This window comes from Azospirillum brasilense (assembly GCF_001315015.1).
In the GTDB taxonomy this organism is placed as follows: Bacteria; Pseudomonadota; Alphaproteobacteria; order Azospirillales; family Azospirillaceae; genus Azospirillum; species Azospirillum brasilense.
In genome coordinates this window covers 722,837-738,460 of the sequence record NZ_CP012915.1, presented here as the reverse complement: position 1 = coordinate 738,460, position 15,624 = coordinate 722,837, and the positions used below count along the sequence as shown (strand labels likewise).

General features: G+C 67.6%; 12 protein-coding genes. 8 read left to right on the top strand and 4 right to left on the bottom strand.

Features of this window, described 5'->3' with window-relative positions:
• Nucleotides 1-9 precede the first annotated feature (9 nt).
• The gene (locus AMK58_RS29700) at nucleotides 10-3,576 is read right to left on the bottom strand and encodes a PAS domain-containing protein (RefSeq protein ID WP_079285448.1); all 3,567 of its coding nucleotides are present in this window, start codon (nucleotides 3,574-3,576) and stop codon (nucleotides 10-12) included.
• Between the two features lie 284 nt (nucleotides 3,577-3,860).
• Between AMK58_RS29700 and AMK58_RS17115 the strand changes: the two genes are divergently transcribed.
• The 7 genes from AMK58_RS17115 to AMK58_RS17085 all read left to right on the top strand — a co-directional run bounded on the left by AMK58_RS17115 (nucleotide 3,861) and on the right by AMK58_RS17085 (nucleotide 12,322).
• On the top strand, nucleotides 3,861-5,114 hold the full coding sequence (locus AMK58_RS17115; RefSeq protein ID WP_104675331.1) for a multidrug effflux MFS transporter: 1,254 nt from the start codon (nucleotides 3,861-3,863) through the stop codon (nucleotides 5,112-5,114).
• Between the two features lie 131 nt (nucleotides 5,115-5,245).
• Nucleotides 5,246-6,190: a LysR family transcriptional regulator gene (locus AMK58_RS17110; protein ID WP_035676184.1), complete on the top strand. Its 945-nt coding sequence runs from the start codon at nucleotides 5,246-5,248 to the stop codon at nucleotides 6,188-6,190.
• 156 nt (nucleotides 6,191-6,346) lie between these two features.
• On the top strand, nucleotides 6,347-6,835 hold the full coding sequence (locus tag AMK58_RS17105; RefSeq protein ID WP_035676186.1) for a formate dehydrogenase subunit gamma: 489 nt from the start codon (nucleotides 6,347-6,349) through the stop codon (nucleotides 6,833-6,835).
• Nucleotides 6,832-8,397, top strand: a complete 1,566-nt coding sequence (locus AMK58_RS17100; protein ID WP_059399219.1) for a formate dehydrogenase beta subunit — start codon at nucleotides 6,832-6,834, stop codon at nucleotides 8,395-8,397. Before AMK58_RS17105 ends, AMK58_RS17100 begins: the two co-directional genes overlap by 4 nt.
• Before the next feature lie 19 nt (nucleotides 8,398-8,416).
• Nucleotides 8,417-11,245: a formate dehydrogenase subunit alpha gene (gene fdhF / locus AMK58_RS17095; RefSeq protein WP_035676190.1), complete on the top strand. Its 2,829-nt coding sequence runs from the start codon at nucleotides 8,417-8,419 to the stop codon at nucleotides 11,243-11,245.
• A gap of 28 nt (nucleotides 11,246-11,273) precedes the next feature.
• A complete protein-coding gene (fdhD, locus tag AMK58_RS17090; RefSeq protein WP_035676192.1) occupies nucleotides 11,274-12,059 on the top strand; it encodes a formate dehydrogenase accessory sulfurtransferase FdhD in 786 nt (261 codons plus the stop codon).
• Nucleotides 12,060-12,091: 32 nt separating this feature from the next.
• Nucleotides 12,092-12,322, top strand: coding sequence for a formate dehydrogenase subunit delta (locus tag AMK58_RS17085; RefSeq protein ID WP_035676195.1), 231 nt, complete (start codon nucleotides 12,092-12,094; stop codon nucleotides 12,320-12,322).
• Nucleotides 12,323-12,398: 76 nt separating this feature from the next.
• Here AMK58_RS17085 and AMK58_RS17080 read toward each other — a convergent pair whose 3' ends face one another.
• On the bottom strand, nucleotides 12,399-12,836 hold the full coding sequence (locus AMK58_RS17080; protein WP_035676197.1) for a MarR family winged helix-turn-helix transcriptional regulator: 438 nt from the start codon (nucleotides 12,834-12,836) through the stop codon (nucleotides 12,399-12,401).
• Between the two features lie 344 nt (nucleotides 12,837-13,180).
• Here AMK58_RS17080 and rimO point away from each other — a divergent pair, with 344 nt between their 5' ends.
• Nucleotides 13,181-14,545 carry a 30S ribosomal protein S12 methylthiotransferase RimO gene (rimO, locus tag AMK58_RS17075; RefSeq protein WP_035676241.1) on the top strand — a complete coding sequence of 455 codons (1,365 nt, stop codon included), beginning with the start codon at nucleotides 13,181-13,183 and terminating at the stop codon, nucleotides 14,543-14,545.
• Between the two features lie 66 nt (nucleotides 14,546-14,611).
• On the opposite strand, the gene AMK58_RS17070 is transcribed toward rimO, so the two are convergent.
• A complete protein-coding gene (locus AMK58_RS17070) occupies nucleotides 14,612-14,947 on the bottom strand; it encodes a tRNA-binding protein (RefSeq protein WP_035676199.1) in 336 nt (111 codons plus the stop codon).
• A gap of 140 nt (nucleotides 14,948-15,087) precedes the next feature.
• On the bottom strand, nucleotides 15,088-15,516 hold the full coding sequence (locus AMK58_RS17065) for a phasin family protein (protein ID WP_035676200.1): 429 nt from the start codon (nucleotides 15,514-15,516) through the stop codon (nucleotides 15,088-15,090).
• Nucleotides 15,517-15,624 lie beyond the last annotated feature (108 nt).

Below are 15,624 nucleotides of genomic sequence, written 5' to 3'. Positions count from 1 at the left end.
CCGCCGCCCTCAATCCGCCGGTTGCAAACAGCGCTCCATGGCCCCGGCGAGCTGGTGCGGAGTCACCGGCTTGTGCATCAGGCCGAAGCCGTGGCGCACGGCGTCACGCTGGCACTCGGGGCCGGTTTCCCCGGTCACGATGATCGCCGGAATGTCGGCGTCGAACAGCTGGCGGACGTCGAGGATAGCGTCGGTGCCGACCTTGCCTTCGCGCAGGCGGTAGTCGGCGATGATGATATCGGGCTTGCGGCTGACCGAGCGCAGCTTGTCCATTGCTTGCTCTCCCGAGCCGGCGATCAGCACGTCGTACCCCCATTCGCGCAGAATGGCCTGAAGGCCCAGCAGAACGATGGCGTCGTCGTCGATGACCATGGCCAACCGCTCGTCCCCGTTCGCCGACGCCGGGAGCGTCGCGGCCATCGGCTCCACGGGCTTCAAGCTCTCGCCCAGCGGCACCTCGATGGTGAAGACCGACCCCGCGCCGGGCGTGGAACGGACGGTCACCGGATGGTCCAGAAGCAGCCCGATGCGCTGAACGATGGCGAGGCCCAGCCCAAGCCCCTGGCTGCGGTCGCGCTCCGGGTTGCCGACCTGATGAAACTCATCGAAGATTCGGGGCAGATGCTCTTCGGAGATGCCGATTCCGGTGTCGGCAACAATTATCCGCATCCGCCCGCCCATAGCCGTGCAGGTGATGGCGATGCTGCCCCGTTCCGTGTAGCGGATGGCGTTCTCCACAAGATTGCGGATCATCCGGCCCAGCAGCACCCGGTCGGAACGGATGTTCAGCGGGCACCCCTCCATCGTCCAGTCGAGCCCCTTGCCGCGGGCCACGGGGGCATAGCCCGCCGCGATATGGTCGAGCAGCAACGCCACCGGAAAATCCTCCAGCGTCGGCTTGACCACTCCGGCGTCCAGGCGCGACACGTCGAGCAGGCTGTCCAACAGTCCCTTCAGCGCGTCCAGCCCGCTTTCCAGATGGCGAAGCGCCCTCATCCCCTTCTCGCCCTGGACATGGCCGTGCAGCGCGCCGGAAAACAGGAACAGCGACTGCATCGGCTGGCGCAGGTCGTGGCTGGCCGAGGCAAGGAACTTGGATTTGGACAAGGCCGCCTGCTCCGCCTCCTCCTTGGTGCGGCGCAGTGCCTCCTCGACCTCGAGACGGTCGGTCACGTCGGTGTTCGTGCCGAACCACAGCACGACGGCGCCGTCGGAATCGCGAACGGGCAACGCCCGTGACAGGAACCAGCGGAAGGAACCGTCCCGCCCCGCCATGGGGAAGGTATCCTCCCACGGCTCTCCGGTCCGGAACGATCGCTGAAGGCTGGCCGTGACGCGCTCGGCGTGGTCGCCGGGAAGGATCCCGTCCCACAGCGGACCGGAAGCGGCGTCCACGCCCTCGACACCCGTGTAGTCGCACCAACGTTGGTTGTACCAGAAGATACGGCCGTCCGGACGGGCCATCCAGGCGAGCTGCGGGATGGAGTCCGCCAGTGTGCGGAAGCGCAACCCGACCTCCTCCGCCTCCTCCTTCGCCGCCTGCATGGCGTTGCGCGCCTCGAAGATGTCGGTGATGTCGGTGGAGGCGCCGAACCAGCGCTCTTCGCCGGTCTCCGGGTCGGTGATTGGCAGAGCACGCTGCTTGAACCAGCGGTAGATGCCGGCAGCGCTGCGGATACGCGCCTCGGTGTCGAAGATCGTCCGCGCTTCGACCGCCTGCATCCAAATCGTGAGAAGGCGGTTTCGATCGTCGGGATGAACGGCCTCGGACCAGCCGAAATCCCGCGCCTCCTCCAACCGCTGGCCGGTGTAGGACAGCCATTGCTGGCTGAGGAAGTCGCAACCGCCATCCGCCCGGCAGGTCCAGACCATCTGTGGCAACGCTTCCAGAAGCGTGCGGTAGCGGTGCTCACTGGCCCGCAGGGCGGCCTCCGCCGCGCGGTGGGCGGACACATCGCGGAAGTAGATGGACAGGCCGCCGCCCGCCTGTGGATAGACGTTGAACATGGTCCAGCGCTGGAAGATGCCGGACAGCGCCTCGAACTCGCGCGGCTGCTGGTCGGCCATGGCGGCCTCGAAGGCGCGGATGACTGTGTTGCCCGCGACGTCGGGAAAAAGGTCCAGCAGGCTGCGGCCGACGATGTCGTCGCGCGGGCGCGCGAACATCTCCTCGGCGCGCCTGTTCACATAAGTGATCCGCCAGTCGCGGTCGATGGCATAGAAAGCGTCCCCGATGCTCTCCAGGATCTGGTTCGCCTGCTCCACCGCGCGTTCCAGCGCCCGTTCGGCGAGAAGACGCTTGCTGATATCCTGGAAATAAATGGCCAGCCCGGCGGACGATGGAAACACCCGCAGGAAGAGCCAGACACCGAGCGGCGCGAAATAGGCTTCGAATTCGTCGGGATGGCGGCCCTTCATGGCGATGTGCAGGCGGTCCCACAACACCGTCCCCATGGCGTCGGGAAAGGCCTCCCACAGACGCTGTCCGGTCAGGTCGCTGCTGCCGCCCATCAGGCCGCGCGCGCGCCCGTTCATGTAGACGATTCGCCAGGACCGGTCGACCTCGTAGACGCCGTCCGTCGTGCTTTCCAGAATGGCGTGCGACCGCCGGTCGGCCTCCGCCGCAGCCTCCGCCACCCGTGCACGCCGCTCCGCCGCCTCGCGCCGGTCGTGGGAGCGGGCAAGAGCCCAAGCGACCAGTGCCGCCACCGCCAGCGCGCCCAGCCCGCCGCCGGCGATCGTGTAGATCGTGCGCCGCGCCGCCGCCTGGATCGGCTCTGCCGGGGTGCCGAGGGCCAGGAGCCAGCCGGGCGCAGCGACGGAGCCGGCCTTCGCCGACAGCACCTCCTGCCCCTGCTGCGTACGGGATAGGAAAAACTCGTCGCCGGTCTTCAGGGCCAGGGCAAGAGACTCGTGCGCCGGCTTTCCAACCGCGGAGTCGAAGGCCGTTTCGGACCTCGTCCGGGCGATGAAACGCCCATCGCGGTCAAGAAGCGCGACAATCCAATTCGGCATCGCCACCTGATCGACCAGGACCTGATGCAGGGACCAGGCCCGCACATAGGCGGTCAGGACCAGCCGCACTTCTCCCGCGCCCCAAACCGGCACACTGACCGCAAAGACCGGTTCCACCTTGCCGGCCGAGTCGCTGATGACGCCGCTGATCCAGACTTCTCCTGACCGGAACACCCGGTCCGCCTGGACGGAACGGGCGACGGGGTCGATGCCGCCGGCTTCCGGTTCCTGCGGCCGGTGGAGCAGGTTGACGACACCCTGCCGGTCGCGCACTTCCAGGGCAAACCAATCCGAACGCTGCCGCAGCGCACGTTCCCCCCGATCCCTCCAGACGACGCGGTCGTCGATGTCCAGCGAGCGGGCCGTGGACATGATTTCAAGCGCGCTGCGCGTCATGAGGACGCGCCCGTCCACCGTCCGCACCGCCGCGTCGGTGGCGTGACGGATCAGTTCCTCCACCGATCGCTCCTGTTGACGGTCGACCAACATGATCGAGGCCACCGCGAAGGCGACGAGCGGAAGAAGCGCCAGCAGAGGCACAAAGGGGAGACGAAGGCGCATACCCGATTTTCACAGACCGTTGACGCCGCCCACTATAGACAGGCACTAAGGCGACGCCCACAGAATCCGCCTATCTATCACTATTTTCAGCATGAAATGCGTGAAATTCTTGAAATCATCAAATGAAAGTTGGGCGCGCCACAATAGGTGGTAATGTGTGGGGCATAGGGATGCAAGGTGGCACAGCTCTGAATTGTCCATGTCCAAATATCGATGGCGGGCCTGCGGGAATTCGATTTGCCGCAGAGACAGACGGGCGGCACACTGGTCCAATGCCTAAATCCATGTCCCACCCCGCTTCCGCCGGCCGGAGCGTTGACATCCGCTTCGGCGAGTTCGTCGCGCTCATGGCCCTTTTGATGGCGCTGACAGCGCTGTCCATCGACATCATGCTGGTCGCCCTGCCGGACATCGCCAGCACCTTCGGGGTGGTTCGCGAAAACGACCGGCAACTCGTCATCACCGCCTATATGCTGGGCTTCGCCGTCGGGCAGCCTTTCCATGGGCCGCTGTCCGACCGCTTCGGGCGCAAGCCGGTCTTGGCCGCCGGTTTGGTGATCTTCGCCATCGGGTCGCTGGGCGCGGTCTTCGCCCCGAGCTTCACCGCGTTGCTGGCCGCCCGCGCGCTTCAGGGGTTCGGTGCCGCCGCCCCGCGAGTCGTCGCCATCGCCATCGTGCGCGACCGCTTCGTCGGGCGCGACATGGCGCGGGTGATGTCCTTCGTGATGATGATCTTCATCATCGTGCCGATCATCGCCCCGGCCCTGGGTGAGGGAATCCTGCGCCTCGGCACTTGGCCATGGGTGTTCGGCGCGCTGTTCCTGGCGGCCGTGGCCGCCTTCGCCTGGTCGATGCTGCGGCTGGCGGAAACCCGCGCGCTGGAGGACCGGCTGCCGCTGTCCCCGGCAGCGCTCGGCCATGCCTTCCACAAGGTGATGACGACGCGCGCGACGGTCGGCTACACCGCCGCCATGGGCCTGCTGTTCGGCGGGCTGCTGAGCTACGTCGGCAGCGCCCAGCAGATCTTCGTGGACGTCTATGGGCTGGGGGCGATGTTCCCGGTGGCCTTCGGCGCCATCGCCGGCGTGATGGCCCTGGCTTCGCTGGTCAACGCGCGGCTGGTCGGGCGGGTCGGCATGCACCGGGTGTCCCATGTCGCCCTGCTCGGCTACACGCTGACCGGCGTCGCCATGGCGCTGCTGGGCTTTCCGGAGCATCCGCCGCTGCTCGGCCTCGGACTGTTCATGGCGGCGATCTTCTTCTGCTTCGGCCTGATCGCTCCGAACTTCAACGCGATGGCGATGGAGCCGCTAGGCCATGTGGCGGGCATGGGGTCGTCCTTCGTCGGCTTCTTCAGCACCGGCATGGCGGCGGTGGTCGGCTGGATCGTCGGCCAGTCCTTCGACGGCACCGTGCGTCCGCTGACCATCGGCTTCACCGTTCTGGGCATTCTGGCGCTGCTGACCGTCCTGCTGACCGAGCGCGGAGCCCTGATGCGCTCCACCCACGACGCCGCCGCGCCGCAGCCGGGAGACTGACCGCCTAGGAGCATCGGACGGCAAGGAGGAGTCTCCGCCCTTGCCGGCGGTGTGCCCGATTCGGCATAACGTGCGCGACGTCCCCCGAGGGCGCCAAGCGGGCACCGGCCCATCACGCACGGGAGGGGACTGTGTTCCGCAAATTCGTCTATCTGCTGGCCCTGGCGCGCGAGCAGCATTTCGGCCGGGCGGCGGAGGCCTGCCACGTTTCCCAGCCGACGCTGTCCAACGCCATCCGCCAGCTTGAGGACGAACTGCGCGTGCCCATCGTCGAACGTGGGCAGAAATTCTCCGGCTTCACGCCGGAGGGGCTGAAGGTGCTGGAATACGCCCGCCGCATCGTCGCGGAGCGGGACGGGCTCTATCAGGAGCTGACGGCGCTGGGCCAGGGCCTGTCCGGCCATCTGCGGATCGGCGCCATCCCGACCGCCCTGCCCGCCGTCCCCCACGTGCTGGCCCGCTTTGCCGAGCGCTACCCGCAGATCCGCTCCAGCGTGCGCTCGCTCAGCTCGCGGGACATCCAGCGCGACCTCGACGGGTTCGAGCTGGACGCCGCCATCACCTATCTCGACAACGAGCCGCTGAGCAACGTCCGCACCGTCCCGCTGTTCTCGGAGCGCTACTTCCTGCTGGCCCAGCGCCGCCAAGTCGGCGAAGGCACCACCAGCATCCGCTGGGCTGACGCAGCGAAGCTGCCGCTGTGCCTGCTCACCCCCGACATGCAGAACCGGCGCATCGCCGACACCGCCTTCCGCATGGCCGACCGGACGGTGGTTCCGCTGATGGAGACGAACTCCATCGTCACCATCTACACCATCGTGCGCAGCGGTCTGGCGGCCAGCGTGGTGCCCAGCCAGCTCCTGACCCTGGTCGCGCTCCACCCCGATCTGGTGGCCCTGCCGCTGACCGAACCGGACCTCACCTACGCCGTCGGACTCGTCTACGCCGACCGCGAACCGCCGGCCCCGCTCGCCAAGGCGCTGGCCGCCGTCGCCGCCGAACCGGGCCTCGCCGAGCGCGTGCGCGCTTTGACCGATGAGGCCCTTGCCCCATGGGATTTGTCAAAAGGGCTATGATCTCAAGGACATAACCGCGCGATCCGTGTGGTGATAGCGAAACCCTATCACCGCATCAGAAAATCAAATTTGCCCGCCTCCCCCAATGTCCGTAACGCTGACGGACGAGACACCAACGAAGCGCCGCCGATCCAGGCGGGCGCGGGGGAGGAGACCATGAACGCCCGATCTCCATGGAGCGCGGAACGCGCCACGGCGGTGATCGCCGCCAACCGTCACCTGCGCGGGGCGCTGCTGCCGATGCTGCACGCTCTTCAGGAAGAGTTCGGCTGCATCGACGAGGAGGCCATCCCGCTGCTGGCGCGTGAGCTGAACCTGTCGCGCGCCGACGTGCACGGGGTGGTGTCCTTCTACCACGAATTCCGCCGCAGCCGCCCGGGCCGCCACACCATCAAGGTCTGCCGGGCTGAGGCCTGCCAGTCGATGAACGCCGACGGACTGATCGAGCACATCCGCCGCCGCCTGAAGGTGGACTTCCACGAGACCACCGCCGACGACGCCTTCTCGCTGGAGCCGGTCTTCTGCCTGGGCAACTGCGCCCTGGCCCCCGCCGTGATGGTGAACGAGACGCTGCACGGCCGGGTCAGCCCGGCCCGCTTCGACGCCATCACCGCCTCCACCCTGGCCACGGAGGCCGCACGATGAGCGAGCCCCTGCACACGGTGTACGTGCCGCGCGACGCCGCCGCCCTGTCGGTGGGCGCCGACGAGACCGCCGCCGCCATCCGCGCCGAGGCCACCCGGCGCGGCATCCCGCTCCGCATCGTCCGCAACGGCTCCCGCGGCATGCTGTGGCTGGAGACGCTGGTCGAGGTGGAGACGCCCGAGGGCCGCGTCGCCTACGGCCCGGTGATGGCCGAGGACGTTCCCGGCCTGTTCGACGCCGGCTTCCTCGACGGTGCCGACCACGCCCTGGCCCACGGCCTGACCGAGAAAATCCCCTACTTCGCCAAGCAGGAGCGGCTGACCTTCGCCCGCTGCGGCATCATCGACCCGCTGTCGGTCGAGGATTACCGGCTGCATGGCGGCTTCCGCGGGCTGGAGCGGGCGCTCGCCATGACCCCGGCGGAGATCGTGACCGAGGTCACCGAATCCGGTCTGCGCGGCCGCGGCGGCGCCGGCTTCCCGACCGGCATCAAGTGGAACACGGTGCTGAACGCCAAGGCGGACCAGAAGTACATCTGCTGCAACGCCGACGAGGGCGACAGCGGCACCTTCGCCGACCGCATGATCATGGAGGGCGACCCCTTCTGCCTGATCGAGGGAATGACCATCGCCGCCATCGCGGTGGGCGCCACCGAAGGCTACATCTACATCCGCTCCGAATACCCGCACGCCGTGGCGACGATGCGCGAGGCGATCCGGCTGGCCTATGACGAGAAGTGGCTGGGCGACGAGATCCACGGCACCGGCCACCGCTTCCACCTCGACGTCCGCGTCGGGGCTGGCGCCTACATCTGCGGCGAGGAGACCTCCATGCTGGAAAGCCTGGAGGGCAAGCGCGGCACCGTCCGGGCCAAGCCGCCGCTGCCGGCGCTGGAGGGCCTCTTCGGCAAGCCGACGATCGTCAACAACGTGCTGTCGCTGACCTCGGTCCCGATCATCCTCGACAAGGGCGCCAACCATTACCGCGACTTCGGCGTTGGCCGGTCGCGCGGCACGCTGGCCTTCCAGCTCGCCGGCAACATCAAGCACGGCGGCATCGTCGAGAAGGCCTTCGGCGTCACCCTGCACGAGCTGCTCTACGAGTTCGGCGGCGGCACCATCACCGGGCGTCCGATCCGCGCGGTGCAGGCCGGCGGCCCGCTCGGCGCCTACCTGCCGCCCTCGCTGTTCGAGTTGCCGAAGGATTACGAGGCCTTCGCGGCGGTCGAGGCGATGGTCGGCCACGGCGGCATCGTCGTCTTCGACGACAGCGTGGACATGGCCAGGCAGGCCCGTTTCGCCATGGAGTTCTGCGCCGCCGAATCCTGCGGCAAGTGTACTCCCTGCCGCATCGGCGCGGTGCGCGGCGTCGAGGTGATGGACAACATCATCGCCGGCGAGAAGGTGCAGGCGAACATCACGCTGCTGAACGACCTGTGCGAGGTCATGACCGACGGCTCGCTCTGCGCCATGGGCGGCATGACGCCGATCCCGGTGCGCAGCGCCCTGAAGCACTTCCCCGAGGATTTCACCCGCAGCCCCGCGGCTGTCGCGGCCGAGTGAGCGGAAAGGACCAGACCCCATGTCCATCCAAGACATCGATTACGGCACCCCGGCCCGCGAGTCCGCCACCATGGTGACGCTGGACATCGACGGCCGCACGGTGACCGTGCCGGAAGGCACCTCGGTGATGCGCGCGGCGATGGAAGCCGGCATCACCGTGCCGAAGCTGTGCGCCACCGACATGCTGGACGCCTATGGCTCCTGCCGCCTGTGCATGGTGGAGATCGAGGGGCGGCGCGGCACCCCGGCCTCCTGCACCACGCCGGTCGCCCCGGGCATGAAGGTGCACACCCAGAACGAGCGTCTGGGCCGCCTGCGCCGCGGCGTGATGGAGCTGTACATCTCCGACCACCCGCTGGACTGCCTGACCTGCCCGACCAACGGCAATTGCGAGCTTCAGGACATGGCCGGCGCGGTCGGTCTGCGCAGCGTCCGCTACGGCTACGAGGGTGAGAACCACCGCGCCGCCGTGAAGGACGAGAGCAACCCCTACTTCACCTTCGACCCGTCCAAGTGCATCGTCTGCTCGCGCTGCGTGCGGGCCTGCGGCGAGGTCCAGGGCACCTTCGCCCTGACCATCGACGGGCGCGGCTTCGACAGCAAGGTGTCGCCGGGCGCCCTCGAACAGTTCATGGACAGCGAGTGCGTCTCCTGCGGCGCCTGCGTCCAGGCCTGCCCGACCGCGACCCTGACCGAGAAGTCGCTGATCGAACTGGGCCAGCCGGAGCACAGCGTCATCACCACCTGCGCCTATTGCGGGGTGGGGTGCTCCTTCAAGGCGGAGATGAAGGGCACCACCGTGGTCCGCATGGTCCCCCACAAGGACGGCGGCGCCAACGAGGGCCATTCCTGCGTCAAGGGCCGCTTCGCCTGGGGCTACGCCACCCACGCCGACCGCCAGACGCAGCCGATGATCCGCGAGAGCATCGACGACCCGTGGCGCACCGTGTCCTGGGAGGAGGCGATCACCTACGCCGCCACCCGCCTGCGCGCGGTCCAGCAGAAATACGGCCGCGGCTCCATCGGCGGCATCACCTCGTCCCGTTGCACGAACGAGGAGGTGTATGTCGTCCAGAAGATGATCCGCGCCGCCTTTGGCAACAACAACGTCGACACCTGCGCCCGCGTCTGCCACTCCCCGACCGGCTATGGCCTGAAGCAGACCTTCGGCACCTCCGCCGGCACGCAGGACTTCAAGAGCGTCGACAAGTCCGACGTGATCCTGGTCATCGGCGCCAACCCGACGGACGGCCACCCGGTCTTCGGCTCCCGCATGAAGAAGCGGCTGCGCCAGGGCGCCAAGCTGATCGTCATCGACCCGCGCCGCATCGACCTCGTGCGCAGCCCGCACGTCTCGGCCACGCACCACCTCCAGCTCCGCCCCGGCACCAACGTCGCCGCGATGAACGCGCTGGCCCATGTGATCGTGACCGAGGAACTGGTCGACCGCAATTTCGTGGCCGACCGTTGCGACCCGATGGAGTTCGCCCGTTGGGAAGCCTTCGTCCGCGACCCGCGCCACTCCCCGGAGAACACCGAGCAGTACACCGGCATTCCGGCGGCGGAGATGCGCGCGGCGGCCCGGCTCTACGCCACCGGCGGCAACGCGGCGATCTATTACGGCCTGGGCGTGACCGAGCACAGCCAGGGTTCCACCGCCGTGATGGGCATGGCGAACCTTGCCATGGCGACCGGCAACATCGGGCGTGACGGCGTCGGCGTGAACCCGCTGCGCGGCCAGAACAACGTCCAGGGCTCCTGCGACATGGGCTCCTTCCCGCACGAGCTGACCGGCTACCGCCACGTCTCCGACGACGTGGTCCGCCAGCAGTTCGAGGAGGTGTGGAACGCGGCGCTCGACCCCGAGCCGGGCCTGCGCATCCCCAACATGTTCGACTCCGCGGTGGACGGCACCTTCATGGGCCTGTTCGTGCAGGGCGAGGACATCGCCCAGTCCGATCCGAACACCCAGCATGTGTTCGCCGCCCTGCGGGCCATGGAGATCGTCGTGGTGCAGGACCTGTTCCTGAACGAGACCGCGGCCTTCGCCCATGTCTTCCTGCCCGGCACCTCCTTCCTGGAGAAGGACGGCACCTTCACCAACGCCGAGCGCCGCATCAACCGCGTCCGCCCGGTGATGCCGTCCAAGACCGGCAAGCAGGAATGGGAAGTCGTCTGCGATCTGGCCACCGCCATGGGCTATCCCATGTTCTACCGCAGCGGCGCGCAGATCATGGACGAAATCGCCCGCCTGACCCCGACCTTCTCCGGCGTCAGCTTCGAGAAGCTGGACCGGGTGGGCAGCGTGCAATGGCCATGCACCGACGAGGACTCGGTCGGCACGCCGATCATGCACGCCGACGGCTTCGTGCGCGAAGGCAAAGCGTCCCAGGGCCGCTTCATGATCACCGAGTATGTGCCAACGGAGGAGCGCGCCTCGCGCTTCTACCCGCTGATCCTGACGACGGGCCGCATCCTCAGCCACTACAACGTCGGCGCCCAGACCCGCCGCACCGCCAACGTGGCGTGGCACCCGGAGGACATCCTGGAGGTCCACGCCCACGACGCCGAGGAGCGGGGCATCCGCGACGGCGATCTGGTTTCCATCGCCAGCCGCATTGGCGCCACCACGCTGCGGGCGCGCATCTCCGACCGGATGCCGCAGGGGGTGGTCTACACCACCTTCCACCACCCGGTGACGGGGGCCAACGTGGTCACCACCGAGAACTCGGATTGGGCCACCAACTGCCCCGAATACAAGGTGACCGCGGTGCAGGTGACGCTGAGCAACCACCCGTCCGATTGGCAGATCCGCCGCGGCGATCTGGTGGAAGTGGCGGCGGAGTAAAGCGGCAACGCGCAGCGGAGGACCAGCCATGCTCACCCACGCCCATTCCCTGCCGGCCAGCGGCACCGGCTTTCCGGAAGCGGCCAACCAGGCTGACGTGACGTGGCTGGTCGCCGAGGAGACCCCGGTGGCGTTCGAATACAACGGACGCTCCCACGCCGTGATGATGGCGACGCCCGCCGATCTGGAGGACTTCGCGCTGGGCTTCAGCCTGTGCGAGGACATCGTCGGCAGCGCCGCCGACATCGACCGCATCGACGTCCGCCCGGTGGAGGACGGCATCGTCCTGTCCATTGAGGCTGACCCGTTGCGTCTTCTGCGCGGCTCGCTCCGCCGCCGTTCCATGGAAGGGCGGAGCGGCTGCGGCCTGTGCGGGGTGGACAGCCTCGCCAACGCCGTGCGCGAGCCGCCACGGGTCACGGCGGGCTTCACCCCATCGGTGGCGGCGGTGGCCGCCGCCTTCGCCGCCCTGCCCGACCACCAGCCGATGAACCGGGCCAACAAATCGCTGCACGCGGCGGCCTGGGCTCATCCGGACGGGCGCATCGTGATGGCGCGGGAAGACGTCGGGCGGCACAACGCGCTCGACAAGCTGGCCGGCGCGCTGGCCCGCGCGGGGATCGATCCGTCCGGCGGCTTCGCGGTGATGAGCAGCCGCTGCAGCTTCGAACTGGTTCAGAAGGCCGCGACCATCGGCATCCCCATGCTCGCCACCATCTCCGCCCCCACGGCGCTGGCGCTGAAGCTCGCCCGCGCCGCCGGCATGACCCTGGCCGCGCGCGCGCGCGGCAACGGCGTCATGCTGTTCCGTTAACGAAGAAATCCGATTTTTCCGGGAGCCGACCCATGGACACCACACGCGAACTCGTCCGCATGGCCAACCAGATCGCCAGCTATTTCCAGTCCTACCCGCAGGACGAGGCGGTGACCGAGACCGCCGGCCACATCCGCGCCTTCTGGGAGCCGCGCATGCGCCAGCGCCTGCTGGAGCACAGCAGCGCCGGCGGCGAGGGCCTGCATGAGATCGTTACCCAGGCGGTGGAGCGGCTGAAGGGGCCGACCGTGGGCAGCGCGTAGGAACGCGTTGCCCCCCACCCCGGCTCTCCCCCCTTTCGCAGGGAAGGGCCGGGGTGGGGGCTCGTGCCTGTCCTCCCTACGCCCGCTTGCTCAGCAGCCCCTTCAACACGCGCGTCAGCAGATCCGCCAGTTGGAACTGCTCCGGCCCCGGCAGGGCCGCGATGACCGCGGCGAAGTCCTTCAACGGGTCGTATTCGAGAAGCGCCAGCGCCTTCTCCGTGGGGTGAAGCTGCACGACGCGGCGGTCTTCCGGCACGGGGACCCGCGTCAGCAACTCCTTCGTCACCAGCACCTCGACCATCTGAGACGCCGCGCCGCGGGTCGTCGCGTGGAAGTCAGCGAAGGCGGACACCGTCCGCTGGCTGTCGTTGGCGCGCGCGAAGTAGCGCAGCGCCGTCCACTGCGACGGCTTCAAACCCTGCGTGTAGCCCATGCTGTCGGCGATATGGCCGATGTGCATCATGACCTCGGCTATCGCCTGCGCCGATGCCAGGGACTGGGGGCTTTTCGACATGGCAGCGGGGTCTCGACAGTTGCCGGAGAAAGACGGCGCCACGGGCGAAAGCCGGCAACGCGTCTGTACGTTATAGAGACTATATGGTCACCAAACTAACATACCACAGTAGGCAAGTCCATGACTCCCCACCCCCGACGACGGGGCGCACACTACGGCATCAGGACAGTAAACGAAACATTGACCTTAAATCTTATCCAGCACAAGGTGTCGCACCCCCCTGTGGCGCCGTGCGGATTACCGGACCGGTGCGGAGACAACGCAGGGCACCTACCACCTCGTGTCGGGGCTGCGCCGCGCGTTTTGTCTGGCGTTGCGCCGCGACTCGCCTATATATGCGCGCCATGACCAGCACCCCCCCGTCCATTCCCGGATTCAAGACCAACCCGGCGTCCTCCCCCAAGGTGGGGATCGTCAGCCTGGGCTGCCCCAAAGCGCTCGTCGACTCCGAGCGCATCCTCACCCGCCTGCGCGCCGAAGGCTACGAGATCTCGCCGTCCTACGACGGCGCGGACGTCGTGCTGGTCAACACCTGCGGCTTCCTCGATTCCGCCAAGAAGGAATCGCTGGAGGCCATCGGTGAGGCGATCAAGGAAAACGGCCGGGTCATCGTGACCGGCTGCATGGGCGTGGAATCGGACATGATCCGGCAAGTCCATCCGGACGTGCTGGCCGTCACCGGTCCTCACCAGTACGAGCAGGTGGTCAACGCCGTGCACGACGCCGTGCCGCCGATCCACGACCCCTTCACCGATCTGGTGCCGCCGGAAGGGCTGCGGCTGACTCCGCGCCACTACGCCTATCTGAAGATTTCCGAGGGCTGCAACAACCGCTGCAGCTTCTGCATCATCCCATCCCTGCGCGGCGATCTGGTGAGCCGCCCGGTCGTCTCGGTCCTGCGCGAGGCGGAAAAGCTGGCGACCGCCGGGGTCAAGGAACTGCTGGTCATCTCCCAGGACACCAGCGCCTACGGCATCGACCGCAAATATGCGGAAGAGGATTGGTACGGGCGCAAGGTGAAGGCGCGCTTCATCGACCTCTGCCGCGAGCTGGCGAACTTCGACGTCTGGGTGCGCCTGCACTACGTCTACCCCTACCCGCATGTGGACGAGGTGATCCCGCTGATGGCGGAGGGACGCATCCTCCCCTATCTGGACATCCCGTTCCAGCACGCCTCGCCCACCGTGCTGAAGGCGATGCGCCGCCCGGCGGCCCAGGAGAAGCAGCTCGACCGCATCCGGAAGTGGCGGCAGGAATGCCCGCATCTGGTGCTGCGCTCCACCTTCATCACCGGCTTCCCCGGCGAGACGGAGGAGGACTTCCAGTTCATGCTGGACTGGCTGAAGGAAGCCCAGCTCGACCGCGTCGGCTGCTTCAAGTACGAGCCGGTCGAGGGCGCCACCGCCAACGACCTGCCCGGCGCCGTTCCGGAAGAGGTCAAGCAGGAGCGCTGGGAGCGCTTCATGGAGACCCAGAAGGCGATCAGCGCCGAGCGGCTCCAGCAGAAGGTCGGCTTCACGCTCGGCGTCCTCATCGACGAGGTCGACGAGGAGGGCGCCATCGGCCGCTCCTACGCCGACGCGCCGGAGATCGACGGCAACGTCTTCCTGAACGGCGAGACGAACGTGAAGCCGGGCGACATCGTGGACGTGACCATTGAGCACGCCGACGAATACGACCTCTGGGGCTCCATCGAGCGCGCCGAATAAGGCGCTTCGCCAAAAGCAAAAGGGCCGGGACGGCAACGCCTCCCGGCCCTTTTGCTGTCCGCAGCCTCAGTACAGTCGCCCGCCGTTCGGCACACTCTGCCCTGGCCCGACCAGCACGACCTCGCCCTCTGCATCGGGCAGGCCCAGGCACAGAACCTCGCTGGTGAAGGGGCCGATGCGTTTGGGCGGGAAGTTCACCACCCCCAGCACCTGCCGGCCCACCAACTCGTCGAGCGTGTAGTGGCGGGTGATCTGGGCGGAGCTGCGCCGGGTGCCGATCTCCGGCCCGAAATCGATGGTCAGCTTATAGGCCGGCTTGCGTGCCTCCGGAAATGGCTCCGCCGCGGTGATGGTGCCGACGCGGATGTCCACTTTCAGAAAATCGTCGTAACTGATGGTCACGGGTCTCGTCCCTGCCCTGTTGCGGTTGTCATGGTTTCAATCGTCACGGGCAAGGCTAGCACTGGCGGCGCCGAAGCTGAAACGCGAAAGGGCCGCCCCGGTGGGCGGCCCCTTGCGGCACTCTCCGGCGGGAGAGACGCTTACTTCTTGGCGATGGCGGCCTTGACCTCGTCCAGGCTCTCCGACACGCGCTTGGACAGCACGTCGGCGGCCTCGGTGTTGGACTTGGCGACCAGTTCGGCCAGTTCCTTGATGTTCGACAGGGCCTTCTCGAAGGCGACCTTGACCAGTTCGGCCTGCTTGGCGGCCTTCTCTTCCGGCGTGCCGGCGGCGGCGACCTGGTTCACATAGGTGCCAGCCTCTTCGACAGAGGAACGGACGATCTCGGCCTGGCGGCGCAGCACGGCCTGCAGACCCTCGATCGCGAGCTGGTTGGCGGCGGTCACCGCTTCGATGTTCTTGCGCTGGCTCGCCAGGATCGACTCGACGTCGAGGCCAGGCACCTTGTACTCGCCCAGCATCTTGGACAGGTCGAATTCGAGGAACGGGTTACCGGTCTGCTTGGCCATGGTTCTCACCCCCGACGAAAGGATTTATTCGGCATGCTGCGACGCAGCAAACCTGTGGCGCGACTATGCAGATTGCCAAAAAGATAGTCAACGCCCTTGTGCGTCGCA

Coding starts and splice junctions, on each gene's coding strand:
- AMK58_RS29700 (WP_079285448.1), bottom strand. CDS start 3,576: ATGCGCCTTCGTCTCCCCTTTGTGCCTCTGCTGGCGCTTCTTCCGCTC.
- AMK58_RS17115 (WP_104675331.1), top strand. CDS start 3,861: ATGTCCCACCCCGCTTCCGCCGGCCGGAGCGTTGACATCCGCTTCGGC.
- AMK58_RS17105 (WP_035676186.1), top strand. CDS start 6,347: ATGAACGCCCGATCTCCATGGAGCGCGGAACGCGCCACGGCGGTGATC.
- AMK58_RS17100 (WP_059399219.1), top strand. CDS start 6,832: ATGAGCGAGCCCCTGCACACGGTGTACGTGCCGCGCGACGCCGCCGCC.
- fdhF (WP_035676190.1), top strand. CDS start 8,417: ATGTCCATCCAAGACATCGATTACGGCACCCCGGCCCGCGAGTCCGCC.
- fdhD (WP_035676192.1), top strand. CDS start 11,274: ATGCTCACCCACGCCCATTCCCTGCCGGCCAGCGGCACCGGCTTTCCG.
- AMK58_RS17085 (WP_035676195.1), top strand. CDS start 12,092: ATGGACACCACACGCGAACTCGTCCGCATGGCCAACCAGATCGCCAGC.
- AMK58_RS17080 (WP_035676197.1), bottom strand. CDS start 12,836: ATGTCGAAAAGCCCCCAGTCCCTGGCATCGGCGCAGGCGATAGCCGAG.
- rimO (WP_035676241.1), top strand. CDS start 13,181: ATGACCAGCACCCCCCCGTCCATTCCCGGATTCAAGACCAACCCGGCG.
- AMK58_RS17065 (WP_035676200.1), bottom strand. CDS start 15,516: ATGGCCAAGCAGACCGGTAACCCGTTCCTCGAATTCGACCTGTCCAAG.